This is a genomic window from Shumkonia mesophila (assembly GCF_026163695.1).
GTDB classification, from domain to species: domain Bacteria; phylum Pseudomonadota; class Alphaproteobacteria; order Rhodospirillales; family Shumkoniaceae; genus Shumkonia; species Shumkonia mesophila.
The window spans coordinates 96,038-120,974 of record NZ_JAOTID010000002.1; the positions used below are offsets into that span (position 1 = coordinate 96,038).

A 24,937-nucleotide genomic window follows, 5' to 3' on the forward strand; every position below is an offset into this window, starting at 1 on the left:
ATAAAGGCGCCGCCGACGGGCGGCGGCGCGGGGGATTCCCGGGCCTGGCGGGCGAATCGGCGCGACGTCGCCGGCTGACCGGTCCGCGACCCCCGCCGAAGCGGGCCTTGGCCGGTCCGCCGCGGGCTGGACGGCGGCCATCCCAAGTGCCATATTGGCCGCGCCGGCCGGGCGGTCGGCCCGTCCTTCGCCGCGGGCGGGGGCGAGGTTCAAATCAGACCGAAAGCGGATACTGCCCTTGATTACGATGGGAACGATTTTCTCGACGTTGTTCGGCAGCCGGCTGGTCGGGACCGACGAATTCGGCAATCGCTATTACCAGGCCAGGCGCGGCCGCCGGTATGGGCGCGAGCGCCGGTGGGTGATCTACAAGGGCGGGGACGAGGCCTCGAAGGTGCCGTCGGAATGGCACGCTTGGCTGCACCACACCGTCGCCGAACCGCTGACCGAAAAGGCGGCCCTGGCACGGCCGTGGCAGAAGGAACACCAACCCAACCTCACCGGCACCGAGCGGGCCTATCGGCCGAGCGGCCACGAACTGGCGGCGCGGCACCATGCGCCGGCGACCGGCGATTACGAGGCATGGTCGCCGGACGGCGGCCTGGCGGACGAACCGGCACGCGGACAATGAGGCAATCGGTCAAGGAAGTGGCGGTGGGCGGCGTCGTTTTCGCCGCTTTCGCGGCCATCGTCGTGTTTTCCTTCGCCGCCCGCGACATGGCGGCGCGGGCCACCGAGACCGGCTATGACCTGACGGCGACGTTCAATCGCATCGACGGCCTGGCGGTGGGCAGTTCGGTTCGCCTGGGCGGCGTCCAGATCGGCGCCGTCAAGTCGTTGAGCCTGGACAAGCACTTCCGCGCCGTTGCCCTTCTGCACGTGGACACCGACGTCGCGCTGCCGGCCGATACCTCGATCGCCATCCATACCGACGGCCTGTTCGGCAGCAAGTACCTCGAACTCGAACCCGGCGGCGACCCGGAGCCGTTCAAGAACGGCGATTCCATCCAGTTCACCCAGGACGCGCTTCTGGTCGGCGACCTTCTGGACCTGATCATCGCCCAGGGCCGGGCGCGGCTGTCGGCGGACAAAGAGAAAAAGGCGGCGCCGTGACGGCGCGTCCGCCTGGAAAGAAAGGGCCAACCCATGGGTAGAAACCTGATCGAAACCGTGATGGGCGCCGTCGTGCTGCTGGTGGCCGGCCTGTTCGTGTTTTTCGCCTACGACCTGGCCCAGGTCGAAACGGCCCGGGGCTACGAGGTCAAGGCCAATTTCCTGAGGATCGGCGGCCTGACGCGCGGCAGCGACGTGCGCATCAGCGGCATCAAGGTGGGTACCGTGCTGGATGCCCGCCTCGATCCCGCCACCTTCGACGCGGTGGTGACGCTGGCCATGATTCCCGATGTCAAGCTGCCGGCCGACACCCAGGCCAGCATCGACAGCGACGGATTGCTCGGCGGCAAGTACGTGCGCCTGGAGCCCGGCCAGGCGGCCGAGCGCATCGCCGACGGCGGCACCATCGCCAAGACCAAGGACTACCGCTCGCTGGAGGATCAGGTGGGCGAGATCATCTTCCTGGCTACCGGTGGCGAAACCAAGAAATAGATGACCCGGCATTCCGTCGTTCCCGGCCAATCCTGGACGCCCGAGGGATACGCGCGCAATGCCGGATTCGTGGCGGCGTTGGGAGAGCCGGTCGTTACCCTGCTGGCACCGCGTCCGGGCGAGCGCATTCTTGACGTCGGATGCGGCGACGGTGTCCTGACCGCCAAGCTGGCCGCAATCGGCGCCGATGTCGTCGGCATCGACGCCAGCCCCGAATTGGTTAAGGCGGCCCAGGATCGTGGCCTCGACGCCCGCCTGCTGGATGCCCACAGCATGGCCTTCGAACAGGAATTCGACGCCGTCTTCAGCAATGCCGCCCTTCACTGGATGGCCGATCCGGCCCGCGTCGTCGCCAACGTCTTCCGGGGGCTGAGGCCGGGCGGCCGCTTCGTCGGGGAATTCGGCGGCAAGGGCAACGTCAGGCTGATCACCGAAGCGCTGCTGGCCGCGCTGGCGCGGCGCGGGGTAGACGACCGCCGGGCCTTTCCCTGGTACTTTCCGGACGCCGAAGACTTCTCCGGCCTTCTGCGGCGGAGCGGATTCACGATCGAGCGGATGGAATTGTTCGAGCGGCCGACCCCGTTGCCGACCGCCATCGAGGGATGGCTGGCGACCTTCGGCGGGCCGTTCCTGGGCCGCATCGCCGAAGCCGAGCGTCCGGGGCTGGTTACCGAAGTGGTGGGCGATCTGGCGCCCAGGCTGCGCGACGCGGACGGCGTCTGGCGGGCCGACTATGTCCGTCTTCGATTTGCCGCAATCCGCCCCTAGCTATGGGGTGGTTGTCGGCGCCTGGGCGCCGGTGCTAATACCGGTGCCAGCTTGGAAACGGGGAATCGGCAAGGCATGGTCAATCGCGCAATCGTGGCGGGACTTCTGACGGCGGGCCTGATGCTCCCGGCTTCGGCCCGGGCCGAGACCTATAACACGGCGGTCCTTCAGGGACTGGACAAGGTGACGGCGCGGGTTACCAAGCTGGAGGCGCCGGTCGGCGAAGTGGTGCGCTTCGGGACGCTCGAAATCATCGCCCGCACCTGCGAGAAGCGGCCGCCCGAGGAGCCGCCGGAGAGCGCCTCGTTCCTCGACATCTGGGAAGTCCGGCCGGGCGAGGCGGCGGTCAGCATCTTCCGCGGCTGGATGTTCGCCTCCAGCCCGGCGCTGTCGGCCATGGAGCACCCGGTCTATGACGTCTGGGTGGTCGACTGCCACAAGACCGAGTCGAGCGCCGAACCGACATCGCCTTCCGGCAAGTCTCCGTAGAAACGGGCGTCGACGGCCAGCGCCGTCTCCAGCCTGCGGCGATAGGCGCGGGCCGGAACTTCCTCGACGCCGAAGCGGGCCAGGTGCTCGGTGACGAACTGCACGTCGAGCAGCACGTATCCGCCCAGCCGCAGGCGCGCCACCAGGTGGACGAGGGCCACCTTGCTGGCGTCGCGCACCCGCGAGAACATACTTTCCCCGAAAAAGGCGCCGCCCAGGGCCACGCCGTACAGGCCGCCGACGAGTTGTTCTCCCTGCCAGCATTCGACGGAATGGGCGAAACCCCGTTGGTGGAGCGCGGTGTAGGCCGCGACGATCGGCTCGTTGATCCAGGTTTCCGGATGGCCGGGCCGGGGCTCGGCGCAGGCCCGCATCACCGCCTCGAAGGCGGTGTCGCAGCGCACCGCGAAAAGGCCGCGCCGGACGGTCTTGCGCAGGCTGTGCGGCACGTGGAACCGCTCGATCGGCAGCACGCCGCGCAGCCTGGGCTCGACCCAGAAGACGCTTCGCGCCCGGCGGCTTTCGGCCATCGGGAAGACGCCCGCCGCATAGGCGCGCAGCAAAAGATCGGGAGTCAGTTCGAGATCGCTGTCGTCGGACCCGCTCATTGCCCCCCGACAAACCGCTCCAGCCAACGGTTGTCGTACTCGCCGTTGATGAAGTCGGGTTCGGCGAGCAGGCGCTGATGCAGGGGAATCGTCGTCTCCAGGCCGTCGATGACGAATTCCTCGAGCGCGCGGCGCAAACGCATCAGGCACTCGTTGCGGTTTGTCCCATAGACGATCAGCTTGGCGATCATGCTGTCGTAGTAGGGCGGCACCGTGTAGCCGGCGTAGAGCGCCGAATCGACCCTGACGCCCAGGCCGCCCGGCGCGTGGTAATCGCCGACCCGGCCCGGGCAGGGCAGGAAGGTCACCGGATTCTCGGCGTTGATGCGGCATTCGATGGAGTGGCCGGTGAAGCGGATGTCCTCCTGCGCGAAGCCCAATGGCGCACCGGCGGCGACGCGGATCATCTCGCGCACCAGGTCGAGGCCCGAGATCATTTCGGTCACCGGATGCTCCACCTGCAGGCGCGTGTTCATTTCGATGAAATAGAACTCGCCGTTCTCGTAGAGGAATTCCATCGTGCCCAGGCTGCGGTAGCCGATCTTCCGGGCGGCGTCGGCGGCAATGCGGCCGATTTCGGCCCGTTGCACGTCGTTGAGGGCCGGCGAGGGGGCTTCCTCCAGGAATTTCTGGTGGCGGCGCTGCAACGAGCAGTCGCGTTCGCCCAGATGGACCACGTTGCCGTGGGCGTCGGCCAGGATCTGCACCTCGATGTGGCGCGGCGTGCGCAGGTACTTCTCGATGTAGACCTCGGGATTGCCGAACGAGTTCTCGGCCTCCTTGCGGGCCTGCTCGAAGGCGGTCTGCAGGTCGTCGGCGGTGTCGGCGACCCGCATGCCGCGGCCGCCGCCGCCGGCCGAGGCCTTGACCAGCACGGGATAGCCGATGGCGGCGGCGATGGTGCCGGCCTCGGCCAGCGATTCGACGGCGCCCGGCGAGCCGGGAACGACCGGCAGGCCGGCTTCCTTGGCGGTGGTGCGGGCGACGATCTTGTCGCCCATCAGCCGGATATGGTCGGGCGACGGGCCGATGAAGACGAAGCCGTGCTCCTCGACCATCTGGGCGAAGTCGGCATTTTCCGACAGGAAGCCGTATCCGGGATGGATGGCCTCGGCGTTGCTGATGGTCGCCGCCGACAGGATGGCGTGCGCATTGAGATAGCTTTTGGCCGGCGCCGGCGGGCCGATGCAGATGGCCTCGTCGGCCAGGCGCACGTGCATGGCGTCGGCGTCGGCCGTCGAATGGATGGCCACCGTACGGATGCCCATCTCGCGGCAGGCGCGGTGAATGCGCAGCGCGATCTCTCCGCGATTGGCGATCAGGATTTTTTCGAACATGCGCCGTTACTCGACGATCAGCAGGGGTTCGCCATACTCCACCGGGGCGCCGTTGGCGACGAGGACGCGCGTCACCTTGCCGGCCCGCACGCACTTGATGGGGTTGAACACCTTCATCGCCTCGATCAGCACCAGCGTCTGGCCGACCCGCACCTCGTCGCCGACCTGGATGAACGGCGCCGCGTCCGGTTCGGGGCGGATGTAGGCGACGCCGACCATGGGCGAAAGGACGGCGCCGGGATGCTTGGCGGGGTCGTTTTCGACCGCCGCAATGGCCGCGGCAGGCGCCGAAGGGGCCGCGACGGCGGCGAAGGCGGCCGGGGCGAGGCTTCCTTTGGCGACCCTAAGGTGCCATTCCTGGGTCCCGTACTCGATCTCCGTCAGGCCCGTCTCGTCGAGCAGCTGGGCCAGCTGGTGCACAAGCGCGGAGTCGATTTGCGGTTTGCTTCCTTCCCTCGGCATAGATCCTCTCTCAGGCGTTCAGACGTTCAGGCGCTCGGGCCTACTGCAATACCCGCGTTTCGGAACCGGACGGCGATGGAAAAACCACCGTCGCGGGCCGATGGCTTTCGTGGGGCGGAATACTCGGGTTTCCGGGCGTCGAAGGCAAGGCTTCGGATCACCTTTTTTGAAATCAACGCATTGATCGTGGCTGGGTCCCGACTTATAACACGCGCGCTGCATCGGCTAACAGTCTGTTTCCTTGTCCCCGGCCGGTTGATCCGGCCCGCACAGGCAACCATACTTACACTCCGCCCCCACAAGAAGATGGATGGAAATTCCCATGCGTGTAACCATCAATGGCGAGGAACGTCGGTTCGATCGTCCGCTGACCGTCGATCAGATGCTGGGCGAAATGGGCCTCGATTCCCGCAAGGTCGCCGTCGAGCGCAACCTGGAACTGGTGCCGAAATCGCAGTACGGCGCCGTCACGGTCGAGGATAGCGACCGCTTCGAGATCGTGCACTTCATCGGCGGCGGCGCCCCATCGGCGGCGGCCGACGCCGACCTGCTGACGGTGGCCGGACGCACCTTCCATTCGCGCCTGCTGGTCGGCACCGGCAAGTACAAGGACCTGGAACAGACGGCACGCGCCATCGAGGCGTCGGGCGCCGAGATCGTCACCGTGGCGGTGCGCCGGGTCAACATCACCGACCCCAGCCAGCCGATGCTGGTCGACTATGTCGATCCCAAGAAATACACCTACCTTCCCAACACCGCCGGCTGCTTCACCGCCGAGGATGCGCTTCGCACCCTGCGGCTGGCCCGCGAGGCCGGCGGCTGGGATCTGGTCAAGCTGGAAGTCCTGGGCGACCAGAAGACCCTCTATCCCAACATGATCGAAACCCTGTCGGCGGCGGAAGTCCTGATCAAGGAGGGCTTCCAGGTGATGGTCTATTGCAGCGACGACCCGATCATGGCCAAGCGGCTGGAGGAGATCGGCTGCGCCGCCATCATGCCGCTGGCTGCGCCCATCGGCTCGGGCCTGGGCGTCCAGAGCCCGGTCAACATCCGCCTGATCAAGGAGCAGGCCAAGGTGCCGGTGCTGGTCGATGCCGGAGTCGGCACCGCGTCGGATGCGGCCATCGCCATGGAACTCGGCTGCGACGGCGTGCTGATGAACACCGCCATCGCCGGAGCCAGGGACCCGATCCTGATGGCGCGGGCCATGAAGGCGGCGGTCGAGGCGGGGCGGCTGGCCTATTTGGCCGGGCGCATGCCGAGGAAACTGTACGCCGATCCGTCCTCGCCGCTGGCCGGATTGATCTGATCGACGGGCGGGATGAAATTTTCGCTTTCATCCCGACCCCGGTTGGCCATATAAGGGCGAACTCTCGACCGACCCAGCGAACGGTCGGCCCCAAGGGAAGCAAAGGGTGGGGACAGATGTTCACAGTCATGCATGATTTCGATGAACACCGTCCGTCCTATGTGCGTTTGATCGGCCGCAAGAACCCCCGGTCCAGTACGCGCTCGGCGTAGAAACACGCCGTGCTGCCGACGCGGTCCCCGACCGCCATCGGCCGCGTTCGCCTTCATAATAAAACCCTGACTTGCCCTGAATAAGGGGGGATCCCGCACATGACCCCGAAAATCGCTCATTTCCTGAAGGAGAGCCGTCCGGCGACGCCCTGCCTGGTGATCGACCTGGACGTCGTGAACGAACGCTACCGACGACTGCAAGACAGCCTGCCCGGAGTCGTCATTTCGTATGCCGTCAAGGCCAACCCGGCCCGGCCGGTGCTGGAAATCCTCAACGCCGGCGGTTCGCACTTCGACGCCGCCAGCATCTACGAGATCGAGGATCTGCTGGCGCTGGGCGTCACGCCCGACCGCATCGTCTACGGCAACACCATCAAGAAGGAAGGCGACATCGCCGCCGCCTATGCCCATGGCGTGCGCCTGTACGCCTTCGACAGCGAGGCCGAGGTCGAGAAGCTGGCCCGCTCCGCCCCCGGCGCCGGCGTCTACTGCCGCATCATTACCACCTGCGAGGGGGCCGATTGGCCGCTGTCGCGCAAGTTCGGCTGCGAACTGGACATGGCCGGCGACCTGTTGCTCAAGGCCCGCGACCTCGGGCTCGACGCCCAGGGCCTGTCGTTCCACGTCGGTTCGCAGCAGACCAACCCCCGGCAGTGGGGCCACGCCATCAAGCGGGCGGCCCAGGTTTTCCGTACGGTGGCCGAGCAGGGCCTCCAGCTCAGGATGCTGAACCTGGGCGGCGGCTTCCCGGTACGCTACCGCAAGGAGGTGCCCGAGATCGAAGAGGTGGCGGGGGCCATCATGGAGGCGATGCGGCGCGAGTTTGGCAATGCGCTGCCCCGCATGTTCATCGAGCCCGGGCGCATCATCACCGCCGATGCCGGCATCATCGAGACCGAGGTGGTGCTGATCTCCACCAAGAACTACGCCAACGGCGTGCGCTGGGTGTATCTCGATGTCGGCAAATTCGGCGGCCTTGCCGAAACCATGGACGAGGCCATCCAGTATCCGCTGGTCACCCACTACAACGGCGCTCCCAGTGGTCCGGTGGTGATCGCCGGCCCGACCTGCGACGGCGCCGACATCCTTTACGAAAAGGCCGACTATTCGCTGCCGCTGGACCTCAAGGTCGGCGACAAGATCCAGATCGGCGGGGCAGGGGCCTATACGACGACCTACGCCTCGATCTGCTTCAACGGCTTCCCGCCGCTGCAGGCCCACTACATCTGAGGGAGGCATTCCCATGAACAGAGGATATGCCGCCCTTCTTGCAGCCTGGGCCATCGGCGCCGTTCTCGCGGCGCCGGCGGCGCGGGCCGATTCCGGCCAGGTCACCGTCTACAAGGCGGAGTCGTGCGGCTGCTGCGGCGGGTGGGTCGACCACATGCGGGCGAGCGGCTTTTCGGTCGAGGTCCAGGAAATGGACGACGTCACGCCGCTCAAGGACTTCCTGCGCATCGCGGACGACCTGCGGTCGTGCCATACGGCAACCCTCGAGGGCTATGTCCTGGAAGGCCACGTGACGCTTGCGGCCATCCGCAAGCTGCTGGCGGATCGGCCGAAGGTCAGGGGCATCGCGCTTCCCGGCATGCCGGAAGGCAGCCCGGGCATGTCGGGCGCCAAAAGCGAACCCTTCGTGACGCTGACGATTTCGGATTCGGCACCGACGGTCTTCATGACGGAATAGGAAAGCGGCCCCGGGGGGCCGCTGGATCGACGTTCGCGAGGGCGGCGCCCCCGGCAGGGGAGGCCGCCCTTTCGCCGTCAGCTGAAGGCCTTGAGCCCGATGATGGTGTAGGTGTCCTTGATACCGGGCAGGGCGTGGATCTTCTTGTTGACGAAATGGCCGATGTCCGTGTCGTCCTCAAGGTAGCAGGTCAGCATCAGGTCATAGTGGCCGGAGGTCGAGTGGACCTCGGACACCTCGTCGACGGTTTCCACCGCGGCGGCGGCCACGTCGTAGGAACTTCCCAGTTCGCACTTCACCTGGATAAAGAGAGTCTGCACGGGTCAGCCCTCCTTGGCCTCGCGCTTTTTCGCCGGTGCCTTGGCGGCGCGCCGGCCCCGGGGTTTTGCCGCCGCCCGGGCGCGGGTCCTGGGCTTCGCGGGGGCCTTCGCCGGCTCTTCGCTGTCGGCTTTTACGTCCTCGACGTCTTCGACATCCTCGATTTTCGCCTCGACGTCCTCGATTTCCGGTGCGACATCGTCGACATCGTCGATGTCCTCGACATCGTCTTCGGGACGGGGCGGCGGCGGCGTGACGGCGCGCAGCAGGAAGGCCGGCACGTGATCGCCGAGGCCGCGCACCGGCCGGTCGTCGTCGCGAGAATCGCCGTCCTGCCGGCGGCCACGCCGCTGCGGCTGTTTCCGGGGCTCGGCGCGAACCTCGGCGCGGATCGGGGGCGGGGCGGCGGGGGCGGGCTCGTCGGGGACCGTCTCGACCGCGGGCCGGGGCTCGGGCTGGCGGTCGGGCTGACGGTCCGGCTGGCGAGCGGCGCGATGGTCGTCCGACCGGTGCCGGCGACGCCGGCCCCTCGGCTCCGCCGCAGCCTCGGCCGACGTCTCCGCCGGCGCTTCCGTCGCCTGCGTCTCGGCGGGCGCCGGGGCGTCCGCCGTCGTCGTCAGGTCGATGCGCGGAATGTCGCGGCCGAGCATGCGGGTGATGGCGGCCAGGTATTTGCGTTCTTCCGGCAGGGCGATGGTGAAGGCCCGACCTTCGCGGCCGGCCCGGCCGGTGCGGCCGATGCGGTGGATATAGTCCTCGGCGTGGGTGGGGACGTCGAAATTGAAGACGTGGCTCATGTCCTGGACATCGAGCCCGCGGGCCGCCACGTCGCTGCACACCAGCAGGCGGATTTCGCCGCGCTTGAAGGCGGCCAGGGTTTCGGTGCGGGCCGGCTGCGACATGTCGCCGTGCAATTGGCCGGCCGAATAGCCGTGGCGGACGAGCGAACGCCACACCACGCTGACCTCGCGCTTGCGGTTGCAGAAGACCAGCGCGCTGCGCACCTCCTCGCTTTCGATAAGGCGGCGCAGGGCGGCCCGCTTGTCCTTGGCGCCGCTGCCCGGCTTGGCGCCGTGCGGCGCGCTGACCATGCACAGGCCCTGGGTGACCGTGGCCGCCGGTGTCGATGGCGGGGAAACCGTGATCGTTTTGGGGTTGCTGAGGAAGGCATCGGCGAGACGCCGGATCTCGGGCGGCATGGTGGCCGAGAAGAACAGGGTCTGGCGCATCTTCGACACCAGGGACACGATCTTTTCCACGTCCGGTATGAAACCCATGTCGAGCATCCGGTCGGCTTCGTCGATCACCAGGATCTTGACGTCGTTGAGCAGAAGTTTGCCGCGCTCGAACATGTCGAGCAGGCGGCCCGGCGTGGCGATCAGCACGTCGACGCCACGATCCAGCACCCGGGTCTGGTCGCCCATCGACTCGCCGCCGATCAGCAACGCCTTGTTCAGCTTGTGGTACTTGCCGTAAACCTCGAAGGCCTCGGCGACCTGGGCGGCGAGTTCCCGCGTCGGTTCGAGGATCAGCGAGCGCGGCATGCGCGCCTTGGCGCGCCCGGCGGCCAGGATTTCGATCATCGGCAGGGTGAAGCCCGCCGTCTTGCCGGTGCCGGTCTGGGCACAGCCCAAGACGTCGCGGCCCATCAGCACGACCGGGATCGCCTGCTGTTGAATCGGTGTGGGTTCCACGTACCCTGCGTCGGCAACGGCACGTAAAACGTCTTCGCTCAGTCCGAGTTCAGCAAATGTCATGTAGCACGGGTCTGTCCGGACTTCCGGAAGCGACCACCGTTCCTATGTCAACCATTGAAAGTGCGGCGATATTAGGCAGTTCCGGCGTCAAGTCAATCACCGTCGCCGGAATCCTTTGCCTTTGACGCATCTTTGAGTACCCTGCGCGTCCGCAAGATGCCGTGCGGCGGGCAGCCGCAGGCGGGGAAGCCGACCGGACCAGGGGACGCCATGACCCAGAAGACGCCGTTGATCCTATTGCCCGGGCTGCTGACCGACGCGGCGCTGTGGCGCCATCAGACGGAAACGCTGTCCGACATCGCCGACATCAGGGTCAGCGACCTGACGCAGGACGACCAACTGGGGCCGATGGCCCGGCGCGTCCTGGCCGAGGCGCCGGAAACCTTCGCCCTGGCCGGCCTGTCGATGGGGGGATACCTGGCGTTCGAGATCCTGCGCCAGGCGCCCGACCGGGTCCGGCGCCTGGCCCTGCTCGACACCTCGCCGCTGCCGGATTCCCAGGAACAGACGGCGCGCCGGCGCAGTCTTATAGATCTTGCCCGCACCGGCGATTTCAAAGGCGTCACCCAGCGGCTGCTGCCGCTGCTGATCCACCCCGATCGCATCCGCGACGCGGCGCTGACCCGCGCCGTCATGGAAATGGCCGGCCGCGTCGGTCGCGACGCCTTCATCCGCCAGCAGACCGCGATCATGAACCGTCCCGACAGCCGCCACGACCTGGGGCTGATCCACTGCCCGACGCTGGTGCTGTGCGGACGCCAGGACGGGCTGACGCCGCCCGCCGTTCACGTCGACATGGCGGCCGCCCTGCCCCACGCCGCCCTGGTCACGGTCGAGGACTGCGGGCATCTGTCGCCGCTGGAACAGCCGCATGCGGTCAGCGCCGTGCTGCGCTACTGGCTGGCCATGGAGAGGGCGCCGGGGCGGGACGCTTGAAAATCCGGGCCGGCGCGCGTGCGTTCGGTTGATTGCGGCCGGGTCATTCCGCTATGATCCGCGCACGAGGGAACGAACGCGGGGCGCACGAACTTCGAAGCAGCCGGTCTTGGCCGGGTCAAAGCCGCTTCGGAACAAACAAAGCCCACGTTTGCAATCTGTTAATAAAGTTGAGGCAGCGTGCTTTGGATGCGGTGCAGGTTCGGGGAATGCTGCTTGGCGCGAAGGAGGCTCCGGCAACCATGAGAAACGAGGATATCCAGCGGCGCGAAACACGGCGCGGCGGCAGTTTTTGGCCGGTCGCCGGGGCGGTCGCCCTCGCGGTTGTCCTGGGCGGATGCTCCAGCGTGCCGGATGCGGCCAATCCGGTCAAATGGTACAGCAATACCGTCGATTACTTCAGTGGCGACAAGGACGCCAAGGCGCCGGCCGAAGGGGACGACAAGGCGGTGCCCGGCGCCGACCAGCCGTTCCCCAATCTGGCGACGGTGCCGGCCAAGCCCGAGGTGAGCAGCGCCGAGGAGCGCAACAGGATCGCCCAGGGGCTGGTGTCCGACACCGAACGCCGGCGCTATGCGCAGGGCGTCGCCCGCCAGGGCGCGCCGACCAACGTTCTGGGAAGCGAGTCAGCGGCGTCCGCGCCTGCCGCCGCCGGCGCTCCGGCCGCGCTGCCGGCCTTGCCGGCCACCCCGGCTCCGGCCCAGGCGCCGAAGCCGCCGGCCGTGGCGGCCGCGCCCGCTGCCCCCGCAGCCGCCCCGCCGGCCCCAGCCGTGCGATCACCGGCCCCGCTGGCGCCTTCCGCGCCGCCGTCCCGGCAACTGGGCGCCGCCCCGCCGGCCCCGGCCGCGCCGGCGATGGCGCCGGCCACCGGCGTCGCCCCGCGTTCCAACCGCCTGCCTGCCTCTGGGGAGCCGTTCGAGACCGTGGTGGTAAGCTCGTCGGGCGTCGACGCCTCGGCGGACGTCTCCGCTGCACCTTCGCCCGGGCGGGGATCGCTGGCCGCCAGGGCCGACACCGTTCCCGATGCCGGACGGTCTCGCGGCAGTTCCCTCCTGGTGGCGACGATCCAGTTCGCCAACGGTTCGGCCGATCTCGATTCCCGCGACCGCACGATCCTGCGCAACGTTGTGGCCCTGCAGCGCGAGCGCGGCGGCGTCATTCGGATCGTCGGTCATGCCAGCAGCCGAACCGCCGACATGGACCCGGTACGCCACAAGCTGGTGAACTACGACGTGTCTTCCGAACGCGCCGAAACGGTGGCCAAGACCTTGGCCGAATTGGGCGCGCGAACGCAGGACATCGTCGTTGTCGCCAAGGCGGACGTCGACCCCCTATATTACGAAGTCATGCCGGCTGGCGAGGCGGGGAACCGGAGAACGGAAGTCTTTCTCGACTTCTAAACCGCCCGAAAACGCGGCACTATGAGAATGCACTTCCGCGCCCGGCCGGGCCGGGACGGCGTTCATTTGCACGACGAATGGTCATGATGGAACAGGAATTTCACCGAATCCGACGGCTGCCCCCTTATGTTTTCGCCCAGGTCGACGCGATGAAGGCCCGCGCCCGAGCTGCCGGCGACGACATCATCGACTTTGGCATGGGCAACCCGGATTCGCCGACCCCTGCCCATATCGTCGAGAAACTGGTCGAGGCGGTTCAGGACCCGCGTACCCATCGCTATTCCTCGTCGCGGGGAATTCCCGGCCTGCGCAAGGCCCATGCCGCCTACTACGAGCGGCGCTTCAACGTCAGCGTCGATCCCGAGACCGAAGTCGTCGTCACCATCGGCTCGAAGGAGGGGCTGGCCAATCTGTCGTCGGCGATCACCACGCCCGGCGACGTCATCCTGGTGCCCAACCCCAGCTATCCGATCCATCAGTTCGGCTTCATCATCGCCGGCGCCGCCGCCCGCAACATCCCGGTCGAGCCGGGGCCGGAGTTCATGGCGGCGCTGGAGCGCGCGGTGCAGCACAGCGTGCCGAAGCCGACGGCCCTGGTGCTCAACTATCCCAACAACCCGACGGCCTATCTGGCCGACCTCGACTTCTATGGCCAGGTCGTCGACTTCTGCCGGTTCCACGGCATCTACATCCTGTCGGACCTGGCCTACGCGGAAATCTACTTCGACGTTCCGCCGCCGCCGTCCATCCTGCAGATCCCCGGGGCCAGGGAAATCGCGGTCGAGTTCACCTCGATGAGCAAGACCTATTCCATGCCGGGTTGGCGGATCGGCTTCGCCACCGGCAACAAGCGGCTGGTCGCGGCGCTGGCCCGCAACAAGTCGTATCTCGACTACGGCGCCTTCACGCCGATTCAGGTGGCGGCTGCTGCTGCGCTCAACGGGCCGCAGGACTGCGTGGCCGAGATCCGCCAGCGCTACAAGGAGCGCCGCGATGTGCTGATCGGCGGGCTGGCCTCGGCCGGCTGGGAAATTCCGACGCCGCCCGCCACCATGTTCGCCTGGGCGCCCATCCCGCCGGCCTTCAAGCACATGGGGTCGCTGGAATTCGCCAAGCTGCTGCTGCGCGAGGCCAAGGTGGCGGTGGCCCCGGGCGTCGGCTTCGGCGAGCAAGGCGACGATCACGTCCGCCTGGCCGTGGTCGAGAACCGCCAGCGAACCCGCCAGGCGATCCGCAGCATCAAGGCGTTCTTCGCCCGCTACGACGAGGCGATGGACGATACCTGGAAAAAGAACAGCTTTCAGCCGGCAAGGACGGAACAGAAATGGTGAAATCGAAGGACGCTCCGCTGAAAGTCGCGGTGGCCGGCCTGGGAACGATCGGCGGTGGCACGCTCAAGCTTCTGCGCGACAACGGCGATCTTTTGAAGCAGCGGTGCGGGCGCGAGTTTCAGGTGGTCGGCATCTGCGACCTGCGCAAGGATCGGGCGGCCGAGTGGCCGCAGCATCCGTGGTATGACGACGCGCTGGCCATGGTCCGGGAGTCGGGGGCCGACGCCATCGTCGAACTGATCGGCGGCGCCGACGGCATCGCCAAGAAGCTGACCGAGCAGGCGATCGCCGCCGGCAAGAGCGTGGTGACCGCCAACAAGGCGATGATCGCCCATCACGGCACCGCCCTGGTCAAGGCCGCCGAGGCGGCCGGCGTGACGCTGGCCTTCGAGGCGGCGGTGGCCGGCGGCATCCCGATCAACAAGGCGCTGCGCGAGGGCTTGGTCGGCAACAGGATCAGCCGCGTCTATGGCATCCTCAACGGCACCTGCAACTACATCCTGACCGCCATGCGCGAGAGCGGGCGCGAGTTCAACGACGTCCTGGCCGAGGCTCAGAAGCTGGGCTACGCCGAGGCCGATCCGTCGTTCGACGTCGACGGCATCGACACCGCGCACAAGCTGTCCATCCTGACCAGCCTCGCCTTCGGCTGCGAGATCAACTTCAAGGCCGTCCATATCGAGGGCATCCGCCACGTCACGGCCATGGACATCCAGTTCGCCGACGAACTGCGCTATCGCATCAAGCTTCTGGGTATCGCGAGGCGCACCGACGAGGGTATCGAGCAGCGGGTCCATCCCTGCATGGTGCCGATCACCAGCCCGATCGCCCACGTCGACGGCGTGTTCAACGCGGTCATGGTCGACGGCGATTTCGTCGACACCACCATGTACGAGGGGCGCGGCGCCGGCGAGCGGCCGACCGCGTCCGCGGTGGTCGCCGACCTGGTCGACATCGCGCGCGGCAACCGGGCGCCGTCGCTGGGCGTGCCGGCCGCGGCGCTGGAACCGCTCAAGGGATCGTCCATGGGGCGCCACCGGGGCCGCTATTACATCCGTTTGATGGTGGTGGACCGGCCGGGCGTCTTCGCCGACATCGCCGCCACGCTGCGCGACTGCGAAGTGTCGATGGAAGCGGTCCTGCAGAAGGGGCGCTCGCCGGGCGAGCCGGTGCCGGTGGTGCTGACCACGCATGAAACCAGCGAAGCCTCGATGGTGAAGGCGCTGGAGCGCATCGTGACGCTCGACACGGTGATCGAGCCGCCGCGCATGATCCGCGTACAATCGTTCGCCTCGCCCGCCGGTGCCACGGACTGACCCGGCGGCGCCGGAAGGAGACAAGCCATGAGCCAAGAAACGGTGGTCACCCGTAACCTCGCCATGGAGGCCGTGCGGGTGACCGAGGTGGCGGCGGTGGCCGCGTCCCGGTTCCTCGGACGGGGCGACGAGCGGGCCACCGACCGGGCCGCCGTCGAGGCCATGCACCGGGCGCTGAAGGGTCTGGAGGTCGATGGCGTCATCCGCATCGGCGAGGGGACCCAGGAAGAGACGCCGATGCTCTATGTCGGCGAGAAGACGGGCTCCGGCACCGGCCCCAAGGTGGACGTGGCGCTGATGCCGCTCGAGGGTCCGACCATCGTCGCCAAGGGCGAACCCAACGGCCTTTCGGTCATCGCCATCGCCGAAGACGGCGGTTTCCTGACGGTGCCGGACATCTATATGGACAAGATCGCGGTCGGTGGCGGCCTGCCGGCCGATCTCGTCACCCTCGACGCCGAGCCGGCGGCCAATCTCAAGGAACTGGCCAAGGCCAAGGGGGTGGCGGCCGGCGACCTGGTCGTCTGCATCCTCGACCGGCCGCGCCATCGCGAGCTGATCGCCAAGGTCCGCGAAGCCGGCGCCCGCATCATGCTGATCGCCGACGGCGACGTTGCCGGCGTGGTGGCCACGGTGTGGCCGGAATCCGGGATCGACATCTACATGGGCAGCGGCGGCGCCCGCGAGGGCGTGCTGGCGGCCGCCGCCCTGGCCTGCGCCGGCGGCCAGATGCAGGGCCGGCTGATCGCGCGCAACGACGACGAGAAGCGCAAGGCGGCGGATTTCACCGCCGGCAATCCGGGCCGCATCTATAAGGTGGCCGACATGGTGGGAAGCGAGGTCACCTTCGCCGCCACCGGCGTCACCGACGGGGTCATCCTCGGTGGCGTCAAGCGTCGCTACGGGGTGGCGGTCACCCATTCCCTGGTCATGCGCTCGCGCAGCGGAACGCTGCACTTCGTCGAGGCCTACCACGATTTCGCCAAGGGGGCGAACGCCGCCCGCTTGGATTCCTGACCGGCCCATGGCGGCGCCCACCGCATGTCGCGACACGCCGCAGGCGGCCTGCTTTCTGGGGGTTGAACGGTCGCTGACCGGCCGCCGTTGGCATCTTCGGGCGCTGGACGAACGGGTGGCGATGGCGCTTTCCCAGCGTCACGCCTTGCCCGAGGTGGTCGGACGCGTGCTGGCGGCCCGCGGCGTCGGCCTGGACGACGCCGAAACCTTCCTGGAACCGACCCTGCGCCGGCTGTTGCCCGACCCCAGCCATCTGCGCGACCTCGACGTCGCCACCGAGCGGCTGGCCAGCGCCGTCATGCAGGGCGAACGCATCGCCATTTTCGGCGACTACGACGTCGACGGTTCGACCTCGGCGGCGCTGCTCGCCCGCTACCTGCGCGCCGTCGGCAGCCAGGGGCGCATCTACATCCCCGATCGCCTGACCGAAGGCTATGGCCCCAATACCGAGGCGCTGTTGGCGCTGGGTCGCGAGGGTGTTTCCCTGATCGTCACCGTCGATTGCGGCACCACCGCCTACGAACCGCTGAAGGCGGCGGCGGCGGCGGGGCTCGAGGTCATCGTCGCCGACCACCACGAGGCCGAGGCGGCGCTGCCGGCGGCGGTGGCGGTGGTCAATCCCAACCGGCTGGACGACGCAAGCCCGCACGGCCACATGGCGGCGGTGGGGGTGACCTTCCTTCTGATCGTCGGGCTCAACCGCACGCTGCGCGGCGCCGGCTGGTTCGCGGCGCGGCCGGAGCCGGACCTGCGCCAGTGGCTCGACCTGGTGGCGCTGGGCACCATCTGCGACGTGGTGCCGCTGACCGGCGTCAACCGCGCCCTGGTGGTGGGCGGCCTGCAGGTGATGGCGGGCCGCGGCAATCCCGGCTTACGGGCCCTGGCCGACGTCGCCGGCGTCGACGAGCCGCCGGGCACCTACCACGCCGGCTTCATCCTGGGCCCGCGCATCAACGCCGGCGGGCGCATCGGGCGCTCCGACCTTGGCGCCCGCCTGCTGGCCACCGACGATGCCCTGGAGGCGCGGGTCATCGCCGAACAGGTCGACGCCCTCAACCGCGAGCGCCAGGCGACCGAGGCGGCGGTGTTGGCGGCGGCGCTGGTCCAGGTCGAAGCCGACGGCCAGGCCGACGCCCCCGGCGCCGTCGTGCTGGCCTGGGGGCGGGGATGGCATCCCGGCGTCGTCGGCATCGTCGCCGGGCGGCTGGTCGAGCGGTTTCACCGGCCGGCCTGCGTCGTTTCCGTGACGGACGAGGGGGCGACCGGGTCCGGGCGCTCGATCCCCGGGGTCGACCTCGGCGCCGCCGTCATCGCGGCGCGTCAGGCCGGGCTGCTGATCCGCGGCGGCGGCCACGCCATGGCGGCGGGATTTTCCACCGCCGTGGGCGGCCTGGAGCCGCTGCACGCCTTTCTGAACGAGCGTCTGGCCGCCGCCGTCGCCGAGGCGGCGTCCGCCAATGGCCTCAGGCTCGATGGCGCGGTGTCGCCGGGCGGGGCCACCCTCGAACTGGTGGCCGCCCTCCAGCGGGTGGCGCCGTTCGGCACCGGCAATCCCGAACCGCGCTTCGCGGTGCCGGCGGCCCGCCTCGCCCGGCCCCAGGTGGTCGGCGCCAACCACGTGAGCTTCACGCTGATCGGCGCCGACGGGGGCCGCCTGCGCGCCGTCGCCTTCCGGGCCATGGACTGCCCCCTGGGGCCGGCCCTGCTGGCCCATGACGGGGCGCCCTTTCACGTCGCCGGCAAGCTCCGGCTCAATGTCTGGAAGGGTGTCGAATCGGTGCAGATGATCGTCGACGACGCGGCCCCCGCCTGGTAGGGCGAAGGCCGTGCGTCATGGGCATCGACGAAGCGGCGGTCAGTCCGGCCGTTGTCTGTTGCCGTTGAGGATCTTGGGGACCGGATTGGCGCGCAGCCGAAAGGCGTCGGGCATACCTTTGCCCAGCAGCGGCCGCAGATAGAACACGAAATCGTTGGTCACGTTGTTGCCGGCCGCGTTGATGAAGGAATCCGGCATGGTGGCCGTCTTGCCGGCGACGTCGGGAAGGTGGCTCAGGCGGTAGTCCACCGAGTAATAGCCGGTGCGGTGAATGGTGACCGAACCGTCGCGGTCGCCCCAGTGGGCGTATTGCACGGCCTTCTCGCCGACCTCGCGGGCCTCGCGCTGGTCGACGTCGGACACGCAGCCCAGGAACGAGCGCTGCAGATAGCCGAAGGTGTCGCCGCGCACCCGCTTGATGTTGGTGTGTTTCTTGACGATGTCGGACAGCCGGTCGGCCAGGGCGCCGGTGCCGGAAAGCTGGACGTTGCCGTGGGCGTCGCGTTCGACCTTGTCGACCAGCTTGGAGATGATCGGCGTTCCGCTGCCGTCGTGGATGCCTTCGGCGACGGCGATGATGCAGCGCCCGTACTTGTCGTAGCAGTCCTTTATGTCGGAAACGAACTTGTCGACGACGAACGGGCGCTCCGGCATGTAAATCAGGTGGGGGCCGTCGTCCTCGAACTTGCGGCCCAACGCCGAGGCGGCGGTGAGGTATCCGGCATGGCGCCCCATCACCACCGCGATGTAGACGCCGGGCAGCGCCCGGTTGTCGGCATTCACCCCGGCGAAGGCCAGCGCCACGAAACGGGCCGCCGACGGATAACCGGGCGTGTGGTCGTTGACCGCCAGGTCGTTGTCGACGGTCTTGGGGATGTGGATGCAGCGCAGCGGATAGCTGTTCTTCTGGGCCTGCTCGCTGACGATGCGCAAGGTGTCCGACGAATCGTTGCCGCCGATATAGAAGAAGGTCTCGATGCCGTGGGCCTTCAAGACCTTGAAGATCTCCTGACAGTACTTGAGGTCGGGCTTGTCGCGGGTCGAGCCCAGCGCCGAGCACGGCGTCTCGGCGACCAGTTCCAGGTTGTGCGCGGTCTCCTGGGTGAGGTCGAGGAACTGCTCGTCGACAATGCCGCGCACGCCGTAGTGGGCGCCATAGACCCGTTCCACCGCCGCGAACTTGCGCGATTCGATGACGGCGCCGACCATGGACTCGTTGATCACGGCGGTCGGGCCACCGCCTTGTGCGACCAGGACCTTCCCCTTCAGCATGTGCGCGACCCTTCCCTGGCACGGTGATGAAACGGAGCATACGCAACCGCCGCGGCAAGCCCCTGTCAACGGGGCGGCCGGGGGGCGGGGGGATATTATGGGTATCGTCCGGTTCTGCAAAGACACATTATTACTCGCATCGGCCCCTTTTCCCGGAAACCGGGCTGAATGCCGCAATGTGGAAAAACACGGAGGCTTGATTTTCCCGGCGAGGCCGTATAGATGACACGCACTCGGCCCGACCCCATCGTCTAGAGGCCTAGGACACCGCCCTTTCACGGCGGCGACGCGGGTTCGACTCCCGCTGGGGTCGCCACTCTCTTATCCCGTGGACCGCTGTGATTTGTCCCTCCGAAGGCTGACGCCAAGGGGATAGGTGGCAAAAATCGGAGAGGTTCGAACGACGGTTCGGGATCGCGCCGCGGTTGTTCCGCGACATGCACGCTGATTTCTAGCAACCGCCCTCAACGCTGGTCGTCCCAGCTTTCCTCGCCGGCATCCAAAGCTTCGATCCCTTTAAACTTTATCACGATCAGGATCCGTCACCGCGTCGTCGTGCCAGATCCACCATTCGTACGGTGGGGTCTGGGGATAGCCCTTGGGTGAGTCCTCCCACGACTCTTGGCGACCAAGTGCAGTGATGTCGAGGTAGTTCCAGGTGTTCCCCATTTGCTCGTCGCCACGGCCGTTGACGAAGCCGGTGCGGAACACGCGGTCGCCGTCACGAATGAACGCGTTCGTGCCATGCCATTCGTCCACACCGAAGTCGGCATCGAAATCGTCCGTCAGCGTGTACCAGGGGATATGTTCCCAGCCCATCTTTGCCTTCAGGTGCTGAAGGTCGTCTTGCGATCCGCGCGAGACGAAGGCGAGGCTGGTGTCGCGGGCGCCCAAATGTGCCGGGTGCGCAACCTGATCGGCGACCATGGAACAACCGATACAGCCGCGCTCCGGCCAGCGCCCGACGCCGGGCTCCATGAAAGCGCGATAAACGATCAACTGTCGACGGCCATCGAATAAGTCGAGCAGACTCACACGGGAATTTGGCCCATCAAAGGCATAATCCTTCTCGACCGCCAGCCAAGGCATCCGCCGGCGTGCGGCCGCCAGGGCGTCGCGAGCCCGCGAGTGCGCCTTCTCCTTCACGTGCAACTCCTCCCATGCGGCCTTCCACTCCTTAGCCGACACGACTGGCGGCGTCTGCATTCCGAACAGTTCGCTTCCTCGGCCATTCTCAGATGATGTGGTCATGGCTTCCGATCCTCTAGTTTAGGTGCGTTCGAGCTGAGATGTCGCGTGGACTACTCGCTACTGCTCGTGTTACCGGAACAACCTCTGCCGTTGTTCGTTCCTAAATCGTCTGAATACCCGGCCGTGAGGCGAGGCCACTGAGCCGTTGGACGTGTATCGGTGCTCATGCCTTCTTCGATTTGTGGCCAGCCCGAAGGCGAATCCTCCCACGACTGCTCCCGAATGCGGAACGCGTCCACGTCGTCCTGAAACGCGGCTCGATCAACGATCTTTGGAACTCCAAGATCACCTCTAGTTGGCTCCACCATAATTTCCTCCAATGGCTTCCTGTCGCACGATAGGTCGCGCGAGTTGTCGCGAGAGGGCGGAAGCGAGCTTCAGCCAGGGCGACAAGTGGAAAAAGCTCATAAGCAAGTACATCCAGGCCATGCCGCCGATGGGCAGAATGCCGGGTCCCGACGAGCACATCATGGCTTGCATGTCATTCGCCGAAAACCAGGCCATCAACGCGAAGGTTGGCGACGCTGCAAGGCCAAGCCAGCTTGCGGCATCGCGCGACGGCTGGGTATCGGCAGGGCGTTTTCTTGCTAGTATGAACATCGTCATTTTCGAGCTTCCCGTTGAGCTTCGCCAATACCTTTCGGCGTTGAACCTGACAAAGATGTACGGCCGAACGGCAGGAGAACGTGAGTAACAAGTGTGACGGGAATTAAATGGACTCTCTGATAACCGCCGCGGCGCGCGCTCGCGGCGGGCGATCCACTTGCAGCGCTCAAGAGCATCGCATTGCACGACGACGCCCCGGCGCTTGCCTTGCTGGCGTTTTAAGGTTGCTCCGCCACAAAAGGGGCGGCGCCCATCGTCGTCCGTTGGGGACGCGACGGGGCGCCGCAGGTGTCCGCCGGTCGTTGCCTTCCGGCGGACAGCTTCACGCGCACAGGGAGTTGCTAGAACTGGGCCGCTTCGGTCGAGCCGGTCATGGCCGTCGTCGAGGATCGGCCGGCGGAAATGGTTCGCGTGATCTCGTCGAAATAGGTGGTGCCGACCTCGCGCTGGTGACGGGTGGCGGTATAGCCGTGAGTCTCGGCGGCGAATTCCCGCTGCTGCAGCTCCGAATAGCCGGCCATGCCGCGCGCCGCGTAGGCGCGGGCCAGGTCGAAGGTGGCGAGGTTGAGGCTGTGGAAACCGGCCAGCGTCACGAACTGGAACATGTAGCCCATCTCGCCCAGGCGGTCCTGGAAATCGCGCATCTGGGCCTGGCTCAAGTATTTCGCCCAGTTGAAGGAGGGCGAGCAGTTATAGGCCAGCAGCTTGCCCGGGAAGTCGTGACGGATGGCGGTGGCGAACTCGCGGGCGACCTCGATGTTCGGGGTGTCGGTTTCGCACCAGATGAGGTCGGCGTAAGGTGCGTAGGCGAGGCCGCGGGCGATGGCGTAATCCAGCCCGCCGGTGGTCTGATAGAAGCCCTCCACCGTGCGCTGCCCGGTGATGAAACGCCGATCCACCTCGTCGATGTCGCTGGTCAGAAGCTTCGCGGCCTGAGCATCCGTCCGCGCCAGCAGCAGCGTCGGCACCCCCATGACGTCGGCCGCCAGGCGGGCCGCCGTCAGGGTGCGCACGAAGGCGCTGGTCGGCACCAGGACCTTGCCGCCCATGTGGCCGCACTTCTTCTCGGAGGCCAACTGGTCCTCAAAATGGACCCCGGCGGCACCGGCCTCGATCATCGCCTTCATCAACTCGAAGGCGTTGAGGGGGCCGCCGAAGCCGGCCTCGGCGTCGGCCACGATGGGGACCAGGAAGTCGAGGTTGGCGGTGGTCGCGCCCTGGCGCTTCTCCATGTGTTGGATCTGGTCGGCGCGCAGCAGGGCGTTGTTGATGCGCTTGACGACGCTGGGCACGCTGTCGGCCGGATACAGGCTTTGGTCGGGATAGGTCTTGCCGGCGGTGTTGGCGTCGGCCGCCACCTGCCAGCCCGACAGGTAGATGGCGTTGAGCCCGGCGCGAACGTGCTGGACGGCCTGGCCGCCGGTTGTCGCGCCGAGGGAGCGGACCGGCTTGACGCCGTGCAGCCTGCGCCACAGTTTTTCGGCACCCATTTCGGCGAGCGTGTAGCGCTGGCGGAAGGAGCCCGCCAGGGTGGCGACGGTGGCGGGCGCGTAGTCGCGCCGGATTCCTTCCCAGCGGTCGCTGGCCCAGCGCGGCGTCGGCCATCCCTCGTCCAGCGGACGGCCATCCTCGGCAACCGATGGCCGATCGCTAAGAACGTCGGTGGGGCGAATATTTCCGTCATCAGGCACGGTCAGTCTCCTTTTACAGGGGGTTGCGGGGGTACGACCGGGATCGTTACCTGGAATTAAAGTAAGTTATGAGTTGACAGTCTGGCAAGAAGTGTAGAAAAATCATGGGGTTATCATGTAAACAATTGCAAAGGCCAAGACCTCTACTTGTAAATCTGTAATGACGCTGTCGCGGGGGGCTGCCCGCGTGCGTTTGACGACCGGATGGCCTCGGCCAAGGGATAGCGATGCCTGATCCCGAGCTCGGATACAAAGTCCGCCGGCTGCGGCGGGATCGCCATATGACGCAGGCAAGCCTGGCCGACGCCCTGGGGATTTCGGCCAGCTATCTCAACCTGATCGAGCACAATCGGCGCAACCTGACGGTCCCGCTGCTCTTCAAGCTGGCGGACATTTTCGGATTGTCGTTGAAGGACCTGGTTCCCGACCAGCGCAGCTTCGTGCTGTCGGACCTGATGGATGCCCTCAGCGACGATCTGCTGGTCCCTTACGACCTGACGAACATCGAAGTACAGGAGGTCGCGCGCGCCCATCCCAACTTTGCCGGCGCCTTCCTGGCTCTTTACGATGCCTACCGCAAGGCGGCCCAGGACGCGCAGGACCTGGCCGAGTTGTGCGGCGGCCGGGAAGGCGACGGGGAAGGGGGAATGGCCGACGGCTTTCCGGCCGAGCAGGTTTCCGACTTCATCCAGGCGAAGTCCAACTATTTCCCCGCGCTGGAGGCGGCGGCCGAGCGCGTCTCGACGGACATCAAGCTGGCCGACGAAAGCACGTTCCGCGGCATGTCCTCTTTCCTGACCAATGCCTTCGGGGTGCGGGTCATGGCCATGCCGCCGAAGGATGGCTGGACCATCATCCGCCGGTTCGATCCCGGGCGCCACGAGTTGCACATTTCCCGCCATATTCCGCGCGAGACCCGCGATTTCCAGGTGGCCCACCAGATCGGCCTGTTGGCGGCCGACAAGGAAATTCGCGAACTGGCCGCCGAGGCCGGTCTGTTGGGCGATGCGGCGAACGGCCTGATGCGGGCGGCGCTGGCGAACTATTTCGCGGGCGCCCTGCTGATGCCCTATGACGAATTCCATCGCCGGACCCTGGCGTGGAAATACGACGTCGACCTTCTGGCCAACTTCTTCGGCACCAGCTTCGAGCAGGTCTGCCACCGTCTGGTGACCCTGCGCCGTCCCGGCGCCCAGGGAATCCCGCTGCACATGCTGCGCGTCGACATTGCCGGCAACATTTCCAAGCGCTTCTCGCTGTCGGGCATCCGCATTCCCCGCCATGGCGCCAGCTGCCCGCGATGGAACGTCTACTGGGCCTTCATCGAACCGGGCAAGATCAACATTCAGGTTTCGCAGACCCCGGACGGACAAAGGTATTTCTGCATCGCCCGCATGGTTTCGCGGGGGGTGGCGGGGCACAACGCCTCGCGGAGCCTGATGTCGGTGGGCCTGGGTTGCCGGATCGAACATGCCCCGAACCTGGTCTATGCCGAGGGCATGAACCTCGACAACGCCAGCCTGACCATTCCGATCGGCACCTCGTGCCGGACCTGCCCCAGGATGGACTGCGACCAGCGGGCATTCCCGCCCGTCAACAGGAACCTGGGCTTCAACGAGCACGTGCGGGCGACGTCGCCGTATGTCGTGCCGCGATCGACCGACAAGTGACGGATGCGTTGGCGAAGGCGGCGCGGCCGGTGGCGCCCTTGTGTCCGGATGGGGGGCGGAGCATCATGAGGCCATTGAA

The 24,937-nt window shown here is 67.1% G+C and carries 24 protein-coding genes and 1 tRNA gene; 16 read left to right on the plus strand and 9 right to left on the minus strand.

The window, feature by feature from the left end; all coding sequences use genetic code 11:
- Positions 1–247: 247 nt before the first annotated feature.
- From ODR01_RS03915 to ODR01_RS03935, 5 genes are all read left to right on the plus strand, one after another.
- The gene (locus ODR01_RS03915) at positions 248–631 is read left to right on the plus strand and encodes an NADH:ubiquinone oxidoreductase subunit NDUFA12 (RefSeq protein ID WP_316976833.1); all 384 of its coding nucleotides are present in this window, start codon (positions 248–250) and stop codon (positions 629–631) included.
- Entirely contained in the window at positions 628–1,113 is a 486-nt protein-coding gene (gene mlaD / locus ODR01_RS03920; protein WP_316976305.1) for an outer membrane lipid asymmetry maintenance protein MlaD, read from the plus strand. The genes ODR01_RS03915 and mlaD (ODR01_RS03920) overlap by 4 nt, the downstream gene beginning before the upstream one ends.
- 33 nt (positions 1,114–1,146) lie before the next feature.
- A complete protein-coding gene (gene mlaD, locus ODR01_RS03925; RefSeq protein WP_316976306.1) occupies positions 1,147–1,605 on the plus strand; it encodes an outer membrane lipid asymmetry maintenance protein MlaD in 459 nt (152 codons plus the stop codon).
- Positions 1,606–2,373: a methyltransferase domain-containing protein gene (locus ODR01_RS03930; protein ID WP_316976307.1), complete on the plus strand. Its 768-nt coding sequence runs from the start codon at positions 1,606–1,608 to the stop codon at positions 2,371–2,373.
- A gap of 75 nt (positions 2,374–2,448) precedes the next feature.
- Positions 2,449–2,862, plus strand: coding sequence for a DUF2155 domain-containing protein (locus tag ODR01_RS03935; RefSeq protein WP_316976308.1), 414 nt, complete (start codon positions 2,449–2,451; stop codon positions 2,860–2,862).
- Here ODR01_RS03935 and aat read toward each other — a convergent pair.
- From aat to ODR01_RS03950, 3 genes are read right to left on the minus strand one after another with little or no spacing between them, the layout of a single operon-like run.
- On the minus strand, positions 2,784–3,470 hold the full coding sequence (gene aat / locus ODR01_RS03940; RefSeq protein WP_316976309.1) for a leucyl/phenylalanyl-tRNA--protein transferase: 687 nt from the start codon (positions 3,468–3,470) through the stop codon (positions 2,784–2,786). The two genes, ODR01_RS03935 and aat, sit on opposite strands and share 79 nt — an antisense overlap.
- The gene (gene accC, locus ODR01_RS03945) at positions 3,467–4,807 is read right to left on the minus strand and encodes an acetyl-CoA carboxylase biotin carboxylase subunit (RefSeq protein ID WP_316976310.1); all 1,341 of its coding nucleotides are present in this window, start codon (positions 4,805–4,807) and stop codon (positions 3,467–3,469) included. The genes aat and accC overlap by 4 nt, the downstream gene beginning before the upstream one ends.
- Positions 4,808–4,813: 6 nt before the next feature.
- Positions 4,814–5,269 carry an acetyl-CoA carboxylase biotin carboxyl carrier protein gene (locus ODR01_RS03950; RefSeq protein ID WP_316976311.1) on the minus strand — a complete coding sequence of 152 codons (456 nt, stop codon included), beginning with the start codon at positions 5,267–5,269 and terminating at the stop codon, positions 4,814–4,816.
- A gap of 322 nt (positions 5,270–5,591) precedes the next feature.
- On the opposite strand from ODR01_RS03950, the gene thiS reads away from it, so the two are divergent.
- From thiS to ODR01_RS03965, 3 genes are all read left to right on the plus strand, one after another.
- The gene (gene thiS, locus ODR01_RS03955; protein WP_316976312.1) at positions 5,592–6,578 is read left to right on the plus strand and encodes a sulfur carrier protein ThiS; all 987 of its coding nucleotides are present in this window, start codon (positions 5,592–5,594) and stop codon (positions 6,576–6,578) included.
- A 311-nt stretch (positions 6,579–6,889) separates the two neighbouring features.
- A complete protein-coding gene (locus ODR01_RS03960; protein WP_316976313.1) occupies positions 6,890–8,020 on the plus strand; it encodes a type III PLP-dependent enzyme in 1,131 nt (376 codons plus the stop codon).
- A 13-nt stretch (positions 8,021–8,033) separates the two neighbouring features.
- Entirely contained in the window at positions 8,034–8,477 is a 444-nt protein-coding gene (locus ODR01_RS03965) for a DUF411 domain-containing protein (protein WP_316976314.1), read from the plus strand.
- 77 nt (positions 8,478–8,554) lie between these two features.
- Here ODR01_RS03965 and ODR01_RS03970 read toward each other — a convergent pair whose 3' ends face one another.
- A complete protein-coding gene (locus ODR01_RS03970; RefSeq protein ID WP_316976315.1) occupies positions 8,555–8,797 on the minus strand; it encodes an Lrp/AsnC ligand binding domain-containing protein in 243 nt (80 codons plus the stop codon).
- 3 nt (positions 8,798–8,800) lie between these two features.
- Positions 8,801–10,552, minus strand: a complete 1,752-nt coding sequence (locus ODR01_RS03975) for a DEAD/DEAH box helicase (RefSeq protein WP_316976316.1) — start codon at positions 10,550–10,552, stop codon at positions 8,801–8,803.
- 210 nt (positions 10,553–10,762) lie between these two features.
- On the opposite strand from ODR01_RS03975, the gene ODR01_RS03980 reads away from it, so the two are divergent.
- From ODR01_RS03980 to recJ, 6 genes are all read left to right on the plus strand, one after another.
- Positions 10,763–11,488, plus strand: coding sequence for an alpha/beta fold hydrolase (locus tag ODR01_RS03980; RefSeq protein WP_316976317.1), 726 nt, complete (start codon positions 10,763–10,765; stop codon positions 11,486–11,488).
- 242 nt (positions 11,489–11,730) lie between these two features.
- A complete protein-coding gene (locus ODR01_RS03985) occupies positions 11,731–12,888 on the plus strand; it encodes an OmpA family protein (protein WP_316976318.1) in 1,158 nt (385 codons plus the stop codon).
- Between the two features lie 83 nt (positions 12,889–12,971).
- The gene (locus ODR01_RS03990) at positions 12,972–14,219 is read left to right on the plus strand and encodes an LL-diaminopimelate aminotransferase (RefSeq protein ID WP_316976319.1); all 1,248 of its coding nucleotides are present in this window, start codon (positions 12,972–12,974) and stop codon (positions 14,217–14,219) included.
- The gene (locus ODR01_RS03995; protein WP_316976320.1) at positions 14,213–15,535 is read left to right on the plus strand and encodes a homoserine dehydrogenase; all 1,323 of its coding nucleotides are present in this window, start codon (positions 14,213–14,215) and stop codon (positions 15,533–15,535) included. Before ODR01_RS03990 ends, ODR01_RS03995 begins: the two co-directional genes overlap by 7 nt.
- A 27-nt stretch (positions 15,536–15,562) precedes the next feature.
- Positions 15,563–16,552 (plus strand): class II fructose-bisphosphatase, encoded by a 990-nt coding sequence (gene glpX, locus ODR01_RS04000; RefSeq protein WP_316976321.1) that lies wholly within the window; start codon positions 15,563–15,565, stop codon positions 16,550–16,552.
- 7 nt (positions 16,553–16,559) lie between these two features.
- A complete protein-coding gene (gene recJ / locus ODR01_RS04005; RefSeq protein ID WP_316976322.1) occupies positions 16,560–18,368 on the plus strand; it encodes a single-stranded-DNA-specific exonuclease RecJ in 1,809 nt (602 codons plus the stop codon).
- Positions 18,369–18,407: 39 nt separating this feature from the next.
- On the opposite strand, the gene ODR01_RS04010 is transcribed toward recJ, so the two are convergent.
- Positions 18,408–19,640, minus strand: coding sequence for a 6-phosphofructokinase (locus tag ODR01_RS04010; RefSeq protein ID WP_316976323.1), 1,233 nt, complete (start codon positions 19,638–19,640; stop codon positions 18,408–18,410).
- A 240-nt stretch (positions 19,641–19,880) separates the two neighbouring features.
- Between ODR01_RS04010 and ODR01_RS04015 the strand changes: the two genes are divergently transcribed.
- Positions 19,881–19,956, plus strand: a tRNA-Glu gene (locus ODR01_RS04015).
- A gap of 200 nt (positions 19,957–20,156) precedes the next feature.
- Here ODR01_RS04015 and ODR01_RS04020 read toward each other — a convergent pair.
- From ODR01_RS04020 to aceA, 3 genes are all read right to left on the minus strand, one after another.
- On the minus strand, positions 20,157–20,891 hold the full coding sequence (locus tag ODR01_RS04020) for a DUF899 family protein (protein WP_316976324.1): 735 nt from the start codon (positions 20,889–20,891) through the stop codon (positions 20,157–20,159).
- A gap of 291 nt (positions 20,892–21,182) precedes the next feature.
- Positions 21,183–21,497: a hypothetical protein gene (locus ODR01_RS04025; RefSeq protein WP_316976325.1), complete on the minus strand. Its 315-nt coding sequence runs from the start codon at positions 21,495–21,497 to the stop codon at positions 21,183–21,185.
- 341 nt (positions 21,498–21,838) lie between these two features.
- Positions 21,839–23,188 carry an isocitrate lyase gene (aceA, locus tag ODR01_RS04030; RefSeq protein ID WP_449441446.1) on the minus strand — a complete coding sequence of 450 codons (1,350 nt, stop codon included), beginning with the start codon at positions 23,186–23,188 and terminating at the stop codon, positions 21,839–21,841.
- 227 nt (positions 23,189–23,415) lie between these two features.
- On the opposite strand from aceA, the gene ODR01_RS04035 reads away from it, so the two are divergent.
- Positions 23,416–24,858 (plus strand): helix-turn-helix domain-containing protein, encoded by a 1,443-nt coding sequence (locus ODR01_RS04035; protein WP_316976326.1) that lies wholly within the window; start codon positions 23,416–23,418, stop codon positions 24,856–24,858.
- Positions 24,859–24,937 lie beyond the last annotated feature (79 nt).

What these genes read in the sequence shown, in the direction of transcription:
- ODR01_RS03995 (WP_316976320.1), top strand. Translation starts at nt 14,213, where the DNA reads ATGGTGAAATCGAAGGACGCTCCGCTGAAAGTCGCGGTGGCCGGCCTG.
- ODR01_RS04010 (WP_316976323.1), bottom strand. Translation starts at nt 19,640, where the DNA reads ATGCTGAAGGGGAAGGTCCTGGTCGCACAAGGCGGTGGCCCGACCGCC.
- ODR01_RS04020 (WP_316976324.1), bottom strand. Translation starts at nt 20,891, where the DNA reads ATGACCACATCATCTGAGAATGGCCGAGGAAGCGAACTGTTCGGAATG.
- ODR01_RS03980 (WP_316976317.1), top strand. Translation starts at nt 10,763, where the DNA reads ATGACCCAGAAGACGCCGTTGATCCTATTGCCCGGGCTGCTGACCGAC.
- ODR01_RS03965 (WP_316976314.1), top strand. Translation starts at nt 8,034, where the DNA reads ATGAACAGAGGATATGCCGCCCTTCTTGCAGCCTGGGCCATCGGCGCC.
- mlaD (WP_316976306.1), top strand. Translation starts at nt 1,147, where the DNA reads ATGGGTAGAAACCTGATCGAAACCGTGATGGGCGCCGTCGTGCTGCTG.
- thiS (WP_316976312.1), top strand. Translation starts at nt 5,592, where the DNA reads ATGCGTGTAACCATCAATGGCGAGGAACGTCGGTTCGATCGTCCGCTG.
- ODR01_RS03990 (WP_316976319.1), top strand. Translation starts at nt 12,972, where the DNA reads ATGATGGAACAGGAATTTCACCGAATCCGACGGCTGCCCCCTTATGTT.
- ODR01_RS03975 (WP_316976316.1), bottom strand. Translation starts at nt 10,552, where the DNA reads ATGACATTTGCTGAACTCGGACTGAGCGAAGACGTTTTACGTGCCGTT.
- glpX (WP_316976321.1), top strand. Translation starts at nt 15,563, where the DNA reads ATGAGCCAAGAAACGGTGGTCACCCGTAACCTCGCCATGGAGGCCGTG.
- ODR01_RS03915 (WP_316976833.1), top strand. Translation starts at nt 248, where the DNA reads ATGGGAACGATTTTCTCGACGTTGTTCGGCAGCCGGCTGGTCGGGACC.
- ODR01_RS03930 (WP_316976307.1), top strand. Translation starts at nt 1,606, where the DNA reads ATGACCCGGCATTCCGTCGTTCCCGGCCAATCCTGGACGCCCGAGGGA.
- aat (WP_316976309.1), bottom strand. Translation starts at nt 3,470, where the DNA reads ATGAGCGGGTCCGACGACAGCGATCTCGAACTGACTCCCGATCTTTTG.
- ODR01_RS04025 (WP_316976325.1), bottom strand. Translation starts at nt 21,497, where the DNA reads ATGACGATGTTCATACTAGCAAGAAAACGCCCTGCCGATACCCAGCCG.
- ODR01_RS03960 (WP_316976313.1), top strand. Translation starts at nt 6,890, where the DNA reads ATGACCCCGAAAATCGCTCATTTCCTGAAGGAGAGCCGTCCGGCGACG.
- mlaD (WP_316976305.1), top strand. Translation starts at nt 628, where the DNA reads ATGAGGCAATCGGTCAAGGAAGTGGCGGTGGGCGGCGTCGTTTTCGCC.
- ODR01_RS03950 (WP_316976311.1), bottom strand. Translation starts at nt 5,269, where the DNA reads ATGCCGAGGGAAGGAAGCAAACCGCAAATCGACTCCGCGCTTGTGCAC.
- recJ (WP_316976322.1), top strand. Translation starts at nt 16,560, where the DNA reads ATGGCGGCGCCCACCGCATGTCGCGACACGCCGCAGGCGGCCTGCTTT.
- ODR01_RS03985 (WP_316976318.1), top strand. Translation starts at nt 11,731, where the DNA reads ATGAGAAACGAGGATATCCAGCGGCGCGAAACACGGCGCGGCGGCAGT.
- ODR01_RS03935 (WP_316976308.1), top strand. Translation starts at nt 2,449, where the DNA reads ATGGTCAATCGCGCAATCGTGGCGGGACTTCTGACGGCGGGCCTGATG.
- ODR01_RS04035 (WP_316976326.1), top strand. Translation starts at nt 23,416, where the DNA reads ATGCCTGATCCCGAGCTCGGATACAAAGTCCGCCGGCTGCGGCGGGAT.
- accC (WP_316976310.1), bottom strand. Translation starts at nt 4,807, where the DNA reads ATGTTCGAAAAAATCCTGATCGCCAATCGCGGAGAGATCGCGCTGCGC.